Raw genomic sequence first — 16958 nt, 5'->3', positions numbered from 1 at the left:
CTCACTGTGAGAATATCTCTTTGCCTATGATATGCTCAAAGAGAGCATAATTAGGAGCCGGTCATGAATTATCCTGTTTCCGCATCCTCGCTCTATGAGCGCGTCAGCCGCGTCATTCCCAAAGCCGAATGGATGACGTTCGAAAATGACGTCGACGCGATCCTCGAGCTCAAGCGCCGCCGCAACGCCGTCATTCTCGCGCACAATTACCAGACGCCGGAGATCTTCCACGGCGTGGCCGATATCGTCGGCGACAGTCTGGCGCTCGCCCGCAAGGCGATCGAGGTTGATGCCGATGTCATCGTGCTGGCCGGCGTACATTTTATGGCCGAGACCGCCAAGCTGCTGAACCCCGAAAAAACCGTGCTGATCCCCGATCTCGGCGCCGGCTGTTCGCTGGCGGACTCGATCACGCCCGAGGATATTGCGCTGCTGCGCCAGGCCCATCCCGGCGTGCCCATCATCACCTATGTCAACACATCGGCCGCGGTGAAGGCCGCCTCCGACATCTGCTGCACATCCGGCAACGCCAAACAGGTCGTGGAATCGCTCGGCGTGCCGAAGGTGCTGATGATCCCGGACGAATATCTGGCGCGCAACGTCGCCCGCGAGACGGATGTCGAGATCATCGCCTGGCATGGCCATTGCGAGGTGCATGAACTCTTCACCGCCGAGGACGTGCGCCAGCTGCGTGAAAACCATCCCGGCGTAACGGTGCTCGCCCATCCGGAATGCCCGCCCGACGTCGTGGCCGAAGCCGATTTCGCCGGCTCCACCGCCGTCATGTCGGACTATGTCGGCAGGCAGAAGCCGGCGCGTGTCGTGCTGCTCACCGAATGCTCGATGAGCGACAATGTCGCTGTGCACCATCCCGATGTCGAGTTCATTCGCCCCTGCAATCTCTGCCCGCATATGAAGCGGATCACGCTTGCCAATATCCGCGCCGCCCTTGAGGAAAACCGCCACGAGGTGACGGTCGATCCGGCAATTGCCGTGGCTGCGCGCCGCGCCGTCGAGAGAATGCTGGCTATATGACCGAGGTCCTCGAGCATCTGGCCGGACGCACGGTGATCGTCGGCAGCGGCCTTGCGGGGCTGATGACCGCACTGACGTTGGCGCCCGAACCCTCGGTGATCGTCACCCGCGCCGCCCTTGGCGCGGAGACGTCGAGCGCCTGGGCGCAGGGCGGCATCGCCGCCAGCATGGGCGCCGACGACAGCGCGGCGCTGCACCTTGCCGATACGCTTGCCGCCGGTGACGGGCTCTGCGATCCCGTGACCACCGCCGGCATCATTGCCGAAGCACCAGCTGCAATTGCCGCGCTGGAGCGAGCCGGTGTGCGTTTCGACCGGAATGCCGCCGGCCAACTGTCGCTCGGGCTGGAGGCGGCCCATAACCGCCGCCGCATCGTCCATGCCGAAGGCGACGGGTCGGGTGCTGCGATCATCGCCGCGCTGATCGAGGCGGTGATGAAAACACCTGTGATAACAGTCCTCGAAGGCTTCGAGGCGCGGCGGATTCTGATGGAAGGCGAAAAGGTCGCCGGCCTGCTCTGCGCGACCGCGAACGGGGCTGCCATTCTGCCGACATCGAAGGTGGTGCTCGCCACCGGCGGCATTGGCGGGCTCTACGACGCCACCACCAATCCGATGGGCAATTTCGGCCAGGGGATCGCGCTTGCGGCAAGGGCGGGCGCTGATCTCGCCGATATGGAATTCGTCCAGTTCCATCCGACAGCACTCGATTCCCGCCGCAGGCCGCTGGCGCTCATCAGCGAGGCGGTGCGCGGCGAGGGGGCCTTGCTCGTCAACGAACGAGGCGACCGTTTCATGGCCCGCACTCCAGGCGCCGAGCTTGCGCCGCGCGACGTGGTGGCGCGGGCGATCAGCGCCGAAATTGCCCGCGGCGGCAAAGTCTTCCTCGATGCCCGCATTGCTCTCGGCCACCGCTTTGCCACGCGCTTTCCCGTCATCGCCGCCCTTTGCGGCGAGGCCGGCATCGATCCGGCAAAAGACCTCATCCCGGTACGCCCGGCAGTTCACTATCACATGGGCGGCGTGGCCACGGTTGCAAATGGCCGCAGCTCGGTGCCCGGTCTCTGGGTCGCAGGCGAAGCGGCTTCGACCGGCCTGCACGGCGCCAACCGGCTTGCCAGCAATTCGCTGCTGGAGGCGGCTGTGATGGGCATGCGGGCGGCACGCGACATATCGGGCATGCCCGCAAGTGCTGCCGGAAGCGCCTTCACCGAGAGCCTGCCGGTGCCTGCCGATGCATCGCTCGTCCGGTCGATCGTCTCGCGCCATCTCGGCGTGCTGCGCAATGCCGGCGCCATTCATGGCGCCATCGCCGCCCTGCTGCCGCTTGCCGAAGGGAACAGCCCTGCCGCCGATCCGGCCATCGTCGCGCTCTCGATCGCGGTTTTCGCCAGCTTGCGGACGGAATCACGCGGCGCCCATGCCCGCACCGATTTTCCGCTGAAGCTCGGCGATGCAAACCGCCGCCGGATGCGCCTTTCCCAAGTGCTGGAGATCGCCCGCGCGACCCCGCCCTATTCCCTTGCAAGGAGTGCCTGATGAGCCTCGTTCCCCTTCCGCGCCTGATCGTCGAACCCTTGGTCAGGCAAGCGCTGCTCGAAGATCTCGGTCTTGCCGGCGACATCACCTCGGCCTCGGTCATCCCTGCAGATCACCGCTCGACGGTGGTGATGGCCGCCCGGCAGCCGGGCGTGATCGCCGGCCTCGATGCCGCGGAACTGGCCTTTTCCCTCGTCGATCCGGAGATCGTCATGCGCCGCCATCTCCAGGACGGCGATGCGGCCAAGCCGGGTGACGTGATCGCCACCATCGAAGGCCCGTCGCGCGGTCTGCTGAGCGCCGAGCGCACCGCGCTGAATTTTCTCGGCCATCTCTCGGGCATTGCGACGGTGACGGCCGGGATTGCCACCGCCATCAGGGGCACCAAGGCTTCCGTCGCCTGCACGCGCAAGACGACGCCGGGGTTGAGGGCGCTGGAGAAATATGCGGTGCGGGCCGGCGGCGGCATGAACCACCGTTTCGCCCTTTACGACGCGGTGCTGATCAAGGACAATCACGTCGCCATCGCCGGCGGCGTCGCCGAGGCGATCCGCCGGGCGCGGGCCGGCGTCGGCCATATGGTGAAGATCGAGGTCGAAGTGGACACCCTCGATCAGCTGCGTGAAGCGATGGAGACCGGCGTCGACGCCGTCCTGCTCGACAATATGACGCCGGATCAGCTGCGTGAGGCGGTCGCCATCGTCGCCGGCCGGGCCATCACCGAGGCATCCGGCCGTGTCACGCCGGCAACGGCCGCCGCGATCGCGGCCTCCGGCGTCGATCTCATTTCCGTTGGATGGCTGACGCACAGCGCGCCGGTACTGGATATCGGGCTCGATTTCGTCGCGGCCGCGTCCACAGCGGTAGCAGGCCCGAAACGGATTGCACAGGTCCTGTGACCCGTCAGGCGTGTTTCGGCTGGGCTTCCTTGTCGCTGTCGAATTCCAGCAACTCGATCATCACGCCGAGATCGGGCACCGTGTCATAATAGGCATACCGCCCGTGGCCGCCATCGAATTCACCACTCTGGAGCAGGCGGCGCGGGCTTCGTGAACGAACGATCGCAAGGCAATTCTAGACTGGCCGCGCCTCGACGGTTCATGGCGGAGCATATTTACGCCTGCCCTTGAAGCAGCTCAATCGTAAACGTTACGGCCTCGAAGCCCTTCTCGACTACGGCTGAAACGCCAATTCATGGTCGTCTGGGCGATCGCCTGCATACGAAGGAGGCAATGGAAACTGTCCAGATGCGGGTCGCTCACAAGAAAAATGCGCCGGAAAACGCAGATGCCAGCTGAAGGTGCGGCAAGAAAATTACGAGCTAAGCGCTCTAAATATTAGAACGCTTATTTTTCAGCCGCCGGACCGCTCGATTACAGAGAAATTGTTTCTGTTATTTCAATCACATAATTGACGATCCTGCCCACTTCGATCTCAATGCCGTGGACTTCGCCTGTTTTTTCAGCACAAGAATTGAAGCGTTTAAAATCTTGCAGAACGCCGGATATTCATGAGACAAACGACCTGCGAGTAGAAGCGGTCTGAGCCTCGGTTCTGGACATTGCTCGACGGGTAAACCTGTCGAGAGGATGTCCTAATGCAGGGAAAAACCAGTGATCTCGCCCCGAAATCCGCAGAGATCGACGCTGGACCTGATCATCTTCGCGCGCAGCGTTGTTTTGTATGCCTGGCCAGCAAGCGCCCTGAAAAACGCGATTGCGCAATTGCCGGGCTCGTCGCAGATGGCTTCGATCCGGAGCGCGTCGCCGATCACTATCCGTCCTTAAAAATCGAACACCAATTGCGAAAGGTCGACCCATGTCCCGCACCAAGCTTGCCTTTTATGCACTTGCCGCAATCCTTTCTGCCGGCGCCGCCTCCGCCGCCGACAAGGTGATCTTTCAGCTCGATTGGCTGCCGGGTGGCGACGCCGATCTACGTCTGTATCCAGGAAGGTTTCTGTTCGGACGCCGGCCTTGAGGTGGAGATCGCCTCCGGTCGCGGCTCGACCGACGCCATATCGCGCCTTGCCTCGGCGTCCTCCGACATCGGTATTTCCGATATCGGCGCCCTGATGGCCGCGCGCGCCAATGAGGGCGTCAAGGTAACCGCCGTCATGTCGCTGTTCAACAAGGGGCCGCATGCCTTCTACGTCGCCAAGGGCGGTTCGATCGCAAGCGTCGCTGACGTCAAGGGCAAGACGATCGCGACGTCGCCCTTCACATCGTCGAATGTCTACCTGCCGCTGGTGCTCAAGGATGCCGGCATCGACATGGCGGATATCAAGCTCATCAAAGCCGATCCCGGCGCACTTGGCCCGATGCTGATGACCGGCAATGCCGATGGCATCATCGCCTGGATGACCGACCTGACGCGCTACAGCAACCAAGGCAAGGAAGCTGGCAAGGAGATCGTTGCCCTGCCATGGTCGGCAGCCGGGCTCGAGCTCTATTCCGCATCCCTCATCGCCAGCGACGATTTCCTCGCCAAGCGTCCGCAGGTCGCCGCCCGCTTTATCGCCGCCTACAAGAAATCGGTCGAATTCGCCAAGGACAATCCGGAGAAGGCTGCCGCCGCTGTCACCACCATGGTACCGGAACTCGGCTCGGAGGACGTCCAGGGTTCGCTCAAGGACACGCTGCCGTTGATCTTCAACGAGGTGACGGAGAAGGACGGCCTCGGCGGCTTCGAAGCCGCCCGTCTCGCCGAAACCTGGCGCCGTGTCTCTGAAGCGCAGGATATCGATCCGGCCAAGCTCGATCCGGAAACCATGGTCAACCGCACCTTCGCCGTAACGGAGTAACCTCGATGGCGATGCCCGCTATCCGCTTCGACAGGCTGGGACAAGTTTTCGAAACTCGGTCCGGGCGCACGGAAGCCCTGCGAGACGTCAGTTTCGATGTGGCCCGGCATGAATTTGTCTCGATCCTCGGCCCTTCGGGCTGCGGGAAATCGACCCTGCTGCGCATGATCGCCGGCCTGTTGAAGCCGACATCCGGCTCGGTAGACGTCTTCGGTCTCCCGGTGACGGCCCCGCGTGACGACATCGGGATCGTCTTCCAGAAGCCGACGCTGCTTCCCTGGGCGACTGTCGAAGACAATGTCGTATTTCCCGCCCGCCACAAGACCGGCCGGGTAACGGCAGAGGAGCGCGGGCGGGCGGGTGAATTGCTGAGCATGGTCGGGCTTGCCGGCTTCGAGAAACGCCTGCCGGACGAACTGTCCGGCGGCATGCAGCAGCGTGTCGGCATCGCCCGCGCGCTGCTCATGGATCCGGATATCCTGCTGATGGACGAACCCTTTTCGGCGCTGGATGCCCTGACACGCGAGGTGATGGGCTTCGATCTGCTGCGCATCTTTTCCCAACGCCCGAAGACCGTGGTCTTCATCACCCACTCCGTCAGTGAGGCGGCGCTTCTGTCCGACCGCGTTTTGGTGATGACCGGACGTCCGGGCTCGATCCTGACCGAAGTCACCGTCCCCGTCGGCCGGCCACGCGGCCCTGAAACTGCAAAGGACAAGGCGATCCATGACCTCTCCAATTACCTCCGCGATCTCCTCCTCACCCGTCAGGCGGCGTGAGGCCATGCGGAGCCGCACACCGGTTGCTCTCCTCAAGCAGGTGCTGGCGTTGCCGGGCATTGCGACCGCCGCGGCCCTGATCGGCACGGTGCTGCTGTGGGAAGCGGTCGCGCGGCTCCTGTCGATCCCGACCTATCTGCTGCCGCCGCCAAGCGCGATCCTCGGCTCGTTCTCCTCCATCGGCTTCGAGCGCTGGATCGGGCACATCGCCGCGACGTTGCGGGTGGCGCTGATCGGTTATGCGATGTCCATCTTTATCGCCATTCCGCTCGCGGTGGTCATGATGCGCTCGCCATTCCTGTCGCGAACGCTCTATCCGCTGCTCGTCGTAGTGCAGTCGACGCCGGTGGTGGCGATTGCGCCGATCATGATCGTCGTGCTCGGAGCCGGCGATGCGCCACGTATCGTTATCACCTGTCTCATCACCTTTTTTCCGCTCGTCGTCTCGACCGCAACGGGCCTTGCGGCAACCCCGCCGGATCTGATCGAGCTGTCGCGAAGCCTGCGCGCCTCGGGCTTCCGCGAGATCACCCAGATACGCTTGCCGTTTGCGGTGCCCTACATCTTCTCGGCGCTGAAAATCTCGATCACGCTTGCCGTCATCGGCGCCGTGGTTGCGGAGTTCTGCGCATCCGAAGCCGGCGTCGGCTATTTCATCCAACTGTCGACCTCCCTGTTCAAGCTGCCACAGGCCTGGGCCGGCTTGCTGCTGCTCGCCGCCATGTCGCTCTTGCTATTTCAGGCCGTGGTCCTGACGCAGAAGCTCCTCTTTCCCTGGAGCCTGCCGAAAAACGGCTGAAATCCATCCGGAGTAGAAGCAGTCGGGCCCTGCCCGGACATTGCTCCTCAACCGCCGGTTCGCCGGCACTCACGTAAGGAGAATAATATGAATATCCAGACAGACACCCTCGCGGAACTCGCCAAGGAAGCGACCATCGGCGGCATGGGCACGACCGTTGACCGGGAAATCCCCGTCATCGACCTTTCTGACTTCGACCACCGCAAGCACGAGATCGCCGATGAACTCTGGCAGGCCTCGGTCGATATCGGTTTCTTCCAGGTCTACAATCACGGCATCGCCCAGGACGATATTGACGCGGCCTTCGACACGGCCTGGACATTCTTCGAACTGCCGGTGGAGGTTAAGGCGAAAACCCCGATGCCGAAGGGCATCAATGCCGGCTGGGAGTTCAGGGCGCAGGTCCGTCCCTCCACCGGTACGCCGGATAACAAGGAGAGCTTCCAGCTCACCCTGCCGGACATGATCCGCCTCAATCTGTGGCCGAGCGAAGACGATCTTCCGGGCTTCCGCGAAAAGATGCTCCGCTTCGAGCGACAGAACTGGGAACTCGGCATGCGCATCCTCTCCTGCTTCGCGCTGAAGATGGGCTTTGCCGAGGATTTCTTCACCAAGGCGCATGACCCGTCTTCGGACCAATATCAATCGACGCTGCGCCTCATCCACTACATGTCGATGGAAGGCGCCAAGCCGGAAGACTTCACGTCGTGGCGTGCCGGCGCGCATTCGGACTTCGATTGCTTGACCATTCTTCACCAGAAGGAGGGCGAAGGCGGGCTCCAGGTGTGCCCGGGCAAGGATGCAGCCCTGAAGGAATGGACGGACGTTCCGCCGCGCAAGGGCTATATCACCTGCAACATCGGCGACATGCTGATGCGCTGGTCGGACGACCAGTTGCAGTCGACGCTGCACCGGGTGCGTATGCCGCGCGAGAATGAATACATGGGCCGCCGACTGTCCCTGCCCTTCTTCTGCCAGGCAAACCGCGATGCCGTCATTGAGGGTCCGCTCGGCAAATACGAGGCGATCACCGCCGGCGAATACCTGACCCGGCGCATCAACGCCAATTTCGCCAAGAAGTGACGTTGAAGATGGGCCGTTGCGGTGACATCGTGGAACGGTCAATCCGACTCCCGTCAGGCAACGGACCCATCATGCTTCATGGACGCGCGCTGCGTTATATAGACGAGGTGGCCCGACAGGGCTCCATCCGCAAGGCGGCAAGGACATTGCATGTCGCCGCCTCCGCGGTGAACCGCTATATCCTGGAGCTTGAGGAAGAGCTGCAGGCACCCATTTTCGAGCGCCTGCCGCGCGGCCTGAAGCTCACGAGTTCCGGCGAAATCCTCATCCAGCACATTCGCGAGACACTGCAGGCGCATCAGCGGATGCGGTCGCAGATCCAGTCCCTCAAGGGGCTCAATCGCGGCGAGGTGGCGCTGGCGACCATGGCAACGCTCGCTGCGGGTCGGATTGCCGAAATCGTTGCCGCTTACCGAGAAGAACATCCGCAGGTCAGCCTGCGCATCATGGTCGGCGACCGGACGACTGTTGCGGAGATGGTTGCACTCGGCCAGGCCGATATCGCCATTGCCTACAACCTGCCGGACGATACTCGGCTGCAACGCGCCGCCGAATTCCACCATGCGCTGGGAGCCGTCGTGGCGCCCGCCCATCCCCTCGCAAACCGCAGGACCGTGCGCATGTCCGATTGCCTGCTCTATCCGTTGGTTCTGGCGGATCGATCGCTGTCGCTGCGCGAGGTCGTCGAGGCGACTGCCCCGGCGCGTGCCACCCTTGTTCCCGTCGTCGAGACCAATTCGATGGAACTGATGAAGCGCCTTGCCCGGACAACGCCTCACATCACCTTCCTCAACCGGCTCGATGTCGACCGCGAAATGGCGACCGGCGACCTGGTCTTCATTCCGCTGACGGGAACCGGCTCGCTGCAACGGCTGAATATCCTCCACCGCGCCCGCGGCTCGCTTTCGCCCGCAGGCAGCCATTTCATGCAATTCGCGCAGGAGCGTCTGCTCGCCTCGTTTGACGAGAACTGACCGCTCGGTAACCCATCCAATCGAGACTCACCATGAACGATCTTTCGCTGTTTCCCAGCTTTGCCGCCCGTCTGGCGAGACCGGAGCGCATTCGTCTTGCGAAGGCGCGCGTTCCGGTCGCGCTGCTTGCAAATGACGTGCCTGGTGCTGCGGAGGTGGATCGGGACGGCTCCGCCCTCGTCGATATTCTGGTCGAGAACGGCAAGATCGCCGCGATAACGCCGGCCCTTGCCGATGGTGGCGAAGATGCAGTCGCGCTCGACGGCCGCCACGTCTGGCCGCTTCTGATCGACGCGCACGCCCATCTCGACAAGGGTCACACCATGGGACGTGCGCCCGATTCCGGCGGCACGCATCCCGGCGCGCGCGCCGCGACGACGGCGGACCGGCTTGCCCACTGGAATGCCGACGATCTCCTGCGACGGATGGAATTCGGTCTTGCAACGGCCGACGCCCATGGCGTGGCCGCTATCCGCACCCATCTCGACAGCCACGAGGGGCAGGCGGAAATCACCTGGAGCGCATTTGCCGAAATGCGCGAACGTTGGAAAGGCCGCATCACCTTGCAGGCTGCCGGCCTCGTGCCGCTCGATGCCTATCGCGGCGACTATGGCGCCCGCCTTGCCGATATCGTTGCCGCCCACGGCGGCTTGCTCGGCGGCGTCACCCGCGCCTCCGGGGGCACCCATGGGGCAGGCCTCGACGATATCGATCTGCTGCTCGACCGGTTGTTTGCGCTGGCCAAGGAACGGGGACTGGATGTCGATCTCCATGTCGACGAGGCGGCACAGGCGGATTCCCTGCCGCATGTGGCACGTGCCGCCATCCGCCACGGTTACGAGGGGCGCGTGACATGCGGCCACTGCTGTTCGCTTGCGCTTCTGGGCGAGCAAGAATTGCGGGACACGATCGCGCTGATCGCCGATGCCGGCCTCTCGATCATCACGCTGCCAACCGTCAACATGTATCTCCAGGATCGCGAAGACGGCCGCACGCCGCGCTGGCGCGGGGTCACGCCCGTGCAGGAATTGCAGGCGGCTGGCATTCCGGTCGCCGCGGCCGGCGACAATTGCCGCGATCCGTTCTTTGCCTATGGCGATCACGACATGCTGGACACCTGGCGGCAAGCGGTGCGCATCCTTCATCTCGACCACCCTTACGCGGATGCGCCCGCTCTTGCCGGCCCGGCACCTGCTGGCGTCATGGGCATCGACGTCGGTACGATCGGCGCCGGTCGGCCGGCAGACCTGATGATCCTCGAAGCCTGGAGCCTCGACCAGGTTATCGCCCGTCCGCACTCCGACCGCGTCCTCCTCCGCAAGGGGATCTTCGCCAACAGGACATTGCCCTCCTACAGCATGCTCACAGATTTCCCGACCCCTTGAGCCGCTCCCTGGGAGACAAAAAACGGACCGGCGAAGCCCACATCAAGACGCTTGGCCTGTAGCGCGGCGCCGATTTTGTCGGGGACAGCCCGTAATACGGGCCGTCGTTTGCTCAATAACCTGCCGCCAGGGAACGCAAGCCGCATCCTCACGGAAGTGTTGGCAAAGCATCTTCTCGGCGAGCGACATGCGAAAATGCAAATAATCGATGAAATTTCTTCTTTTTTATAGCAAAGCCGCTATGCGCGGCGGCTTTATAGCTTTAACATGATGTCTTGACCGCCGGTGCGTTTGCGCGCCTTGGCTTTCGGGGGTGAGAACCGAGATGCAACGGACATCCGGGCAAATGTCGACGAACAGGCTGTGCCTGCTCGGAAGACCGCGATTGCTGGCGGCGGGGAAGGAACTCCCCTTGCCGGAGAAGTCTTATTTTCTTCTCGCCATGCTTGCTGCCGAAGCCGATCTCGAACTCGACCGCGAAACCGTCAGGCGGCAACTCTGGCAATCGGAGCTGCCGGAAAAGCGGGCAGGTAGTCTGCGCCAGCTCCTGGCGCGCATCGAACAGAGCATTCCCGCCGACCTTCCGCCGCTGCTGGCCGCGACCCGAACCCATATCGGCCTTGCCGCCGGCTGGGAGGTCGATGTTCATATCCTGAAACAGAAAGGGCCGCTCGCACCCGAAGACGGCGGCCTCCTGAACGGCGAATTGCTCGAAGGCGTCAAATCGCCGACGCAGGGCGCCGAGGACTGGCTGACCTTCGAGCGCCAGCGCATCGACGAATTGCGCTCCACCCATCTCGCCCGGCTGGTCGAAACATCAGACGATAGATCTGATGAAGAGCAGGTCACGCTTGCCAGGCGCCTGCTGGAACTCGATCCTGCCAGTGAGACTGCTTATCGTGCCCTGATGCGCACCTATGTCAGGATGAACGATCCGGCAGCGGCGCGTCAGGCCTATCTGAAGTGCAAAAGCCAGCTGAAGGACGACTTCGACACCGAGCCGGAGGAAAGCACCACCGCTCTTGCCCGCGAACTGAACCTGGTGCCGGCGGCACAAGCGGCTTCAGGCCATTCCCAGCCGGGGCCGAACCTCGCGATCACTCTGCTTGGCCAGCCGCGCATCATCATCCTGCCGCCGGAAAGCATTTTTACCGATCCGCTGATGGAGCGCGTCGGCAGGGCGCTTCTCGAAGACGTCACCATCGGCCTCAGTCAGCAGCGCGGCTTCAAGGTGATCGCGGCGCATACGAGTCTGGAAATCCTCAGCCGTTCGATCGATCCGTCGCGCGCCGTGTCCGGTCCGCTCGACCTCAGCTTCGACTATGCGGTCTACGTCACCATCCAGGGCCGCGATGAGGATGTCTTTGCGACCTGCCGCCTGACACGGACGACGACATCGGAGGTGATCTGGGCCATCGAGTTGCCGCTGGTCATGCAGAAGATCAGCGAATCCTTCGCGCATCTGACGCGGCGCATCGTTTCCTCGCTCGCCGACACGATCGAGCGCCACGAACTGGCGATGCCGATCGGCGAGGCGCCGCCGTCCGCCTATCGTCTCTATCTGGAAGGCAAGCGGCTGATCGCCCAGACCGATCTGCAGCATCTGCGCCAGGCGCGCAAATGGTTCAAATCCTCGCTCAATCGTTATGAGCATTTCTCGGCTGCGCATGCCGGCGTGTCGCGCGCGCTCGGTATGGAATGGCTGATTCGCGGCATGCGCGACAAGGAACTGCTCGATGAGGCGAACGGCGCTGCCCGGCAGGCGCAGCAGTCCGACCCGAACAGCGGCCGGGCCTACCGCGAGCTCGGATTCGTGGCGCTCTATCGCCGCCGCTTCGACGAAAGCCTGGAATATTTCCAGCAGGCCCAGGATCTCAATCCCAATGATGCCGACATCCTCGCCGATTTCGCCGATGCGCTTTCCCATGATGGCGATTTCGATCGGGCGCTGGAGCTCAGCCGCGCGGCCTTCAAACTCAATCCGCTGCCGCCGGACTATTATTACTGGAACCTCGGCGGCATCCATTTCATGCGCGAAGAGTATGAAATGGCGATCGAGGCGCTGGAACCGGTGAAGGCCAAGCAGGCAACCGCCCGCCTGCTCGCCGCCTCGCATGCTATGGCGGGCGATACGGCCAAGGCCAGGAATTATGCCAGGGTGGTGCTGGAAAACTTCCCCGATTTCCGCAGCGAGGATATCCGCCATTTCGTCCCCGATCGCGATCCCGCCTATACCGAACCGCTGATACAGGGCCTGCATCTTGCCGGTCTTCCCTGATTGCGCGGCCTTTTAACGAAGCCTGTAACGCTTAAATGACGCAGGTAATGTTTCCCTCTGATGGTTAACGGCAGCAAGGCGCTGCCCAACCAATCGGAGATGGAACATGAAGACGAATGCTGAAAGCACTGCAGTTCAGACACCGTCGCTGCGCTTCTCTGCAGCTGCCAGAGCAGCCATGAAGCAGGATGAACTCAACGTTTCCGCCAATGCGCTCGAGAGCCTGACGCATGCGCTGAGGTTCCGCTAAGGAACAAATCGGTATGTCCGCTTTCACCGACCTTGAAACGCTTGCCGGTGACCTCAAACGATCATCGGCAGGCGTCAGCGATTATCATGACCGCGCCGTCACGCCGGCGCAGACCTTCGCGGCCATCAGGCCGCATCTGCGCGAATTCGGCATCACCCGCGTCGGTCTGTTGACCGCGCTCGACGTCCTGAACATCCCCGTCGCCTTCGCAACGAGGCCGAACAGCCATACGCTCTCGGTCTTTCAGGGCAAGGGTATCGACAACGAGGCCGCCATGACCTCGGCGGCGATGGAGGCGGTCGAGACGCGGATCGCCGAAATTGCCCCCGCCGACCTGACGCAGGCGACCGTCGAGAGCATGCGGGCGGAGCGTGCCGCCATGATCGACCTCGACAATGTCGCACGCTGCGCGCCCGACGAGATCGGCAGCCGTCCCATTCCCTGGTGCTCCGGGCTCGACATCCTGTCCGGCAGCAGCGTCTTCGTACCCTGGTGGCTTGTCGGTCTCGACCATCGCGGCGAGAGGCCGCCGGGCTTCGAGCAGTCGAGCGATGGGCTGGCCTCCGGCAACACGCCGTCCGAGGCGGTCCTGCATGGGCTTTGCGAGCTGGTGGAGCGCGACGCCTGGGCCCTGACCCAGCTGAAATCGCCGGAGCGCCTGAAGGAAAGCCGCATCGACCCGACCTCCTTCGGCGATGCGGTGATCGACGTCATGACCGACCGAATCACCCGCGCCGGCATGAAACTGCTGCTGCTCGACATGACGACGGATATCGGTATTCCCGCCTTTTTGGCCGTCATCATGCCCGGCAATCTTTCCGACCGTGTCGACGCGCGCTGGTCGCATGTCTGCGGCGGCTGCGGTTGCCACCCCGATCCCGTGCGCGCCGCGCTGCGCGCCATCACCGAAGCGGCGCAGAGCCGACTGACTGCGATTGCCGGCAGCCGCGACGATTTCTCGCCGCGCATCTATCAGCGGCTCGACAGGAGTGCGGCGATGCAGCAGGTGGTCGAACTGTGCGAGGGCGACGGCCGGATGCGCCCGTTCCAGCCCCGTCATCATCGCAAGGCGACGATCCAGGAGACCATCGGCCATATTGCCGACCGGCTGGTGGCCACCGGCATCGAGCAGATCGTGGTCGTGCCGTTTCCGCACCCGGCCCTGCCGGTCTCCGTCGTCAGAGTGATCGTGCCCGGCCTGGAGGTCGATATCTCAGGCCAGTACATCCAGCTCGGCATGCGCGCCGTCAACACCATAAGGGGAGCCGAATCATGAAGGTGCTGTTCGTCGGCCCGAGCCTGGGCAGCGATCTTGCCGCGGCAAGGGCGATGTCTTCCTGCATCGACTTCCGGCCGCCGGCCGCTGCCGGCGACATTCTGAAAGCGGTTGAGGACGGCGCCACCGCGATCGGCCTCGTCGACGGCTATTTCGGCGATCTGCCTTCGGTCTGGCACAAGGAAATTCTGTACGCGCTCGAACACGACGTCGCCGTTGCCGGCGGCGCCAGCATGGGCGCGTTGCGGGCAGCCGAATGCGCCCCCTTCGGCATGGTCGGGCTCGGCTCGATCTTCGAGGATTATGAGTCCGGGCGGCTGCTCGACGACGAGGCCGTCGCGCTGGTGCATGCGCCGCAGGAACTTGGCTGGCTGCCGCTTTCCGTGCCCTGGGTCGATTTCGAGCCGACGATCGATGCGCTTTACGCCAGCGGCGAGATTTCACCCGGCGAGCGCAAGAAGCTTCTGCTTGCCGGCCGTTTCCTGCATTTTTCCGAGCGCACCTATGCGAAGGTGGCCGACGAGTGCCATTTCCGTAAACCGCGCCGCGACCTTATCCTCGCCGCCATTCGCGGCAACCGCGTCGAGCGCAAGCGCAACGACGCGCGGCTGGTATTGGAATGGCTGCGCAGGGACAAATTCCTTCCCGTCAACCGTGACTGGCACTTTGCCGCAACCTCGCACTGGGAGCTCCTGCACGCCGAAGTCACGCGCAATGCGGTTGCTGTAACGCTTGAATAACGGTCGCGGCACAAAGATGCAGTAGTGGATGGAATCGTAGGGTTTCACGGCCAACGAAGGCGGGAACGATGTTTGAACAACACAACGAAGGTACAGGCAGCGAATACGCAAGGATCTTCCGGCTGCTGTCGGCAGCCAAGGAGGAGGCTGAAAAGCTTCAGCTGCGTAATCTGATGCACCTGACGAACATGGCGCTGCTGCAGGTCGTTATCGATTGGGACGGCATAGATCCCGACAGGGAGCTTGACGTCAATCTCGAGAAGCTGCTCGGCAGCAAAGCCAAGATCGCAATGAAGGATGCCAGCGAGAATCTAATTCTGATCGATCGCCATTGACCCTCATGCGGCCCGTTGGATTGCGTGAAGGACCGGTTTATTCGGCCGCGTCAGCGTCCAACTGTTCGGTGTTGGCGATCGCCTGGACGAGCTTCAGAATCTTCTTGCGAAGAGCTTCGTTCTTGATCGAAAAGAACGCCGCATTGAGAAGGACGCCTTCGCGCGAAATAACGAATTCCTCGCTTGGAGCAGGGTTGTCGTTGGCCGTAGCAGGGGTCGACAGGTCGTCGAAAAACGTCCTGACATCGACCTTCAGCGCGCCGGCGATTTCGACCAGCATGCTGGCGGAAACGCGGTTGGAACCCTTTTCGTATTTCTGGATCTGCTGGAACGTTACGCCGACACGATCTCCCAGTTCCGTCTGAGAAACTTTCCTCAACAGACGCTGGATGCGGATCGTCTTTCCGACGTGAACATCTACTGAGTGCGGTTCTTCTTTCATTTATTTCCCTCCTGATACAGCGGAGATCTGGCCATTTGCCATATCTCCGCCTGACAACTTTTACCCGAGATGAATAAAGCTAGCAATTGCTCGGTTGTAAGTCGTCCCAAACCGATACAACGCGTCTGCGTCATTATCTCACCACACATCACCAGCAAAAAACATGCCAAAGTAGCACTTTTGCCGGGCACGTCATTATTTTCGTGATGTTGACGCCTGTCGGCGGGGCGTGTGCAGCGAATCCGGGGGTGATATGCATAAAAACAATGAGCGAAGAGCGTTGCTTCACCCGGTCCATGCAAATGCGCTTTAAGTCTTTGATAACCACTGCGCTCTTTTGGGGCGGTGCTTTTTAGAACGCCCAGAGACGCTGCGCATTGGCGAAAAGCAGCTTCGAGCGCTCGGCCTCACCAACGCCGGAAAGCATCGCATGGGTCGCCGCGACCCAGGTGGAGAGGCCGCCGCCGAGCGTGCAGACCGGCCAGTCGCTGCCCCAGACGACACGATCCCAGCCGAAACTTGCGATCACATGTTCGATATAGGGCCGCAGCGTTTGCGCGGTCCAGGTCTCGGCATCCGCATAGGCAACGACGCCCGAGACCTTGCAGACGACGTTCGGCCGCCGGGCAATCTCGGATATGCCGGCCTTCCAGGGCTCAAAGGCATTCGAGCGGATATCGGGCACGCCGCAATGGTCGAGCACGAACTGCACATCGGGCGCGAGATCGACGAGGGCCGCCACTCGGCCCGCCTGATGCGGCAAGGTGCAGAGGTCGAAGGTCAGGCCGCTGCCGCCGATGCGCCGGATGTTTTCGCGGAACAGGGCGCCTTCGGAGACATCGTCAGGCACGACATGCAGCACGCGGCGGAACCCCTTGACGAAAGGATCGGCCTTCTGTCGCTCGAGATAGGCGGCAAAACCTTGCTCCTCCGGTCGGCAGGAGGCGATGGCGCCGGCAAGCAGACTGCCTTCCTTTTTGGCGATGTCGGCAACGTGATCGGTCTCGGCCTGCATGGCGGCGGGATCGACGTCGACCTCCATATGCAGCGCCGTGGTGATGCCGCAGCGCCGGGCCTCAGTCGCATAGGTTTCGTAGAGGAAATCACGATCGAGAGCGGGCGCCTGGGCAAGCCAGGGATAGGGCAGCGCCGACCGATCGATGATGTGCAGATGTGTGTCGATGAACACGCTCTCTCCTCCAAGAGTGGTTTTGCGGCAACCTATCCCTGGTGAATGGATT

General features: G+C 62.6%; 16 protein-coding genes and 1 pseudogene. 15 read left to right on the top strand and 2 right to left on the bottom strand.

Annotated features, from left to right (window positions below; translation table 11 throughout):
• Positions 1-63 precede the first annotated feature (63 nt).
• The 15 genes and pseudogenes from nadA to EEQ99_RS00405 all read left to right on the top strand — a co-directional run bounded on the left by nadA (position 64) and on the right by EEQ99_RS00405 (position 15275).
• A complete protein-coding gene (gene nadA / locus EEQ99_RS00475) occupies positions 64-1035 on the top strand; it encodes a quinolinate synthase NadA (protein WP_097542597.1) in 972 nt (323 codons plus the stop codon).
• The gene (locus EEQ99_RS00470) at positions 1032-2573 is read left to right on the top strand and encodes an L-aspartate oxidase (protein WP_097596049.1); all 1542 of its coding nucleotides are present in this window, start codon (positions 1032-1034) and stop codon (positions 2571-2573) included. Before nadA ends, EEQ99_RS00470 begins: the two co-directional genes overlap by 4 nt.
• On the top strand, positions 2573-3472 hold the full coding sequence (gene nadC / locus EEQ99_RS00465; protein WP_097596048.1) for a carboxylating nicotinate-nucleotide diphosphorylase: 900 nt from the start codon (positions 2573-2575) through the stop codon (positions 3470-3472). Before EEQ99_RS00470 ends, nadC begins: the two co-directional genes overlap by 1 nt.
• Positions 3473-4170: 698 nt before the next feature.
• Positions 4171-4470, top strand: coding sequence for a hypothetical protein (locus EEQ99_RS34380; protein WP_164735871.1), 300 nt, complete (start codon positions 4171-4173; stop codon positions 4468-4470).
• Positions 4392-5376 (top strand): annotated as a pseudogene (locus EEQ99_RS00450) (ABC transporter substrate-binding protein). Before EEQ99_RS34380 ends, EEQ99_RS00450 begins: the two are co-directional and overlap by 79 nt.
• Positions 5377-5381: 5 nt before the next feature.
• The gene (locus EEQ99_RS00445; RefSeq protein WP_097596047.1) at positions 5382-6155 is read left to right on the top strand and encodes an ABC transporter ATP-binding protein; all 774 of its coding nucleotides are present in this window, start codon (positions 5382-5384) and stop codon (positions 6153-6155) included.
• A 4-nt stretch (positions 6156-6159) separates the two neighbouring features.
• A complete protein-coding gene (locus EEQ99_RS00440; protein WP_063475721.1) occupies positions 6160-6954 on the top strand; it encodes an ABC transporter permease in 795 nt (264 codons plus the stop codon).
• 87 nt (positions 6955-7041) lie between these two features.
• Positions 7042-8037, top strand: coding sequence for an isopenicillin N synthase family dioxygenase (locus tag EEQ99_RS00435; RefSeq protein WP_063475720.1), 996 nt, complete (start codon positions 7042-7044; stop codon positions 8035-8037).
• A gap of 2 nt (positions 8038-8039) precedes the next feature.
• The gene (locus EEQ99_RS00430) at positions 8040-9011 is read left to right on the top strand and encodes a LysR family transcriptional regulator (RefSeq protein ID WP_097630175.1); all 972 of its coding nucleotides are present in this window, start codon (positions 8040-8042) and stop codon (positions 9009-9011) included.
• Between the two features lie 32 nt (positions 9012-9043).
• Positions 9044-10396, top strand: coding sequence for a cytosine deaminase (locus tag EEQ99_RS00425; RefSeq protein ID WP_063475718.1), 1353 nt, complete (start codon positions 9044-9046; stop codon positions 10394-10396).
• A gap of 325 nt (positions 10397-10721) precedes the next feature.
• Positions 10722-12674, top strand: coding sequence for an AfsR/SARP family transcriptional regulator (locus EEQ99_RS00420; protein WP_047611942.1), 1953 nt, complete (start codon positions 10722-10724; stop codon positions 12672-12674).
• A gap of 106 nt (positions 12675-12780) precedes the next feature.
• A complete protein-coding gene (locus EEQ99_RS34375) occupies positions 12781-12924 on the top strand; it encodes a hypothetical protein (RefSeq protein ID WP_164735880.1) in 144 nt (47 codons plus the stop codon).
• Positions 12925-12937: 13 nt separating this feature from the next.
• On the top strand, positions 12938-14200 hold the full coding sequence (locus EEQ99_RS00415; protein ID WP_028759171.1) for a YcaO-like family protein: 1263 nt from the start codon (positions 12938-12940) through the stop codon (positions 14198-14200).
• A complete protein-coding gene (locus tag EEQ99_RS00410; RefSeq protein WP_063475716.1) occupies positions 14197-14940 on the top strand; it encodes a TfuA-like protein in 744 nt (247 codons plus the stop codon). The genes EEQ99_RS00415 and EEQ99_RS00410 overlap by 4 nt, the downstream gene beginning before the upstream one ends.
• Before the next feature lie 68 nt (positions 14941-15008).
• A complete protein-coding gene (locus EEQ99_RS00405) occupies positions 15009-15275 on the top strand; it encodes a hypothetical protein (RefSeq protein ID WP_004668299.1) in 267 nt (88 codons plus the stop codon).
• A gap of 37 nt (positions 15276-15312) precedes the next feature.
• Here EEQ99_RS00405 and EEQ99_RS00400 read toward each other — a convergent pair whose 3' ends face one another.
• Both EEQ99_RS00400 and EEQ99_RS00395 read right to left on the bottom strand, forming a co-directional pair.
• Positions 15313-15717 carry a helix-turn-helix domain-containing protein gene (locus EEQ99_RS00400; RefSeq protein WP_028759063.1) on the bottom strand — a complete coding sequence of 135 codons (405 nt, stop codon included), beginning with the start codon at positions 15715-15717 and terminating at the stop codon, positions 15313-15315.
• Between the two features lie 352 nt (positions 15718-16069).
• Positions 16070-16906 carry an amidohydrolase family protein gene (locus tag EEQ99_RS00395; RefSeq protein WP_028759064.1) on the bottom strand — a complete coding sequence of 279 codons (837 nt, stop codon included), beginning with the start codon at positions 16904-16906 and terminating at the stop codon, positions 16070-16072.
• Positions 16907-16958: the final 52 nt, after the last annotated feature.

This window comes from Rhizobium anhuiense (assembly GCF_003985145.1).
GTDB lineage: Bacteria > Pseudomonadota > Alphaproteobacteria > Rhizobiales > Rhizobiaceae > Rhizobium > Rhizobium anhuiense.
The sequence above is the reverse complement of the archived record's forward strand: the minus strand, read 5'-3'. Positions and strand labels throughout refer to the sequence as shown.